The sequence below is a fragment of the Pseudoalteromonas sp. S2755 genome, from assembly GCF_005886535.1.
Lineage (GTDB): Bacteria > Pseudomonadota > Gammaproteobacteria > Enterobacterales > Alteromonadaceae > Pseudoalteromonas.
Map to the genome: position 1 here is coordinate 1 of NZ_PNDS01000269.1, position 232 is coordinate 232.

Here is a 232-nt window from a genome sequence, read left to right on the forward strand (position 1 = left end):
AACTAATCTCAAACATCCAATCCTCATGGCGGGCGGTGCAGGAACACGTTTATGGCCATTCGCACGCGGGAACTCCGCAAAAAACTTTTTAAAGTGGCATGGTCAAAACACTATGCACCAAGAGACTATATTAAGATTAAACGGTCTTGCTCATTCACCAGCGATGTTAATTTGTAAAGAATCGCCCCGCTTGAGTGCTGCAGAGCAAGTTCGGCAAATAGGTGTGGCGCAC

Annotated in this window: 1 protein-coding gene; it reads left to right on the top strand. The window is 46.6% G+C overall.

All coding sequences use genetic code 11. The features are described from left to right. Window positions 1-25 precede the first annotated feature (25 nt). Window positions 26-232 (top strand): sugar phosphate nucleotidyltransferase (locus tag CWC03_RS23180; protein ID WP_502705382.1); only part of this gene is annotated, 207 nt, incomplete at its 3' end.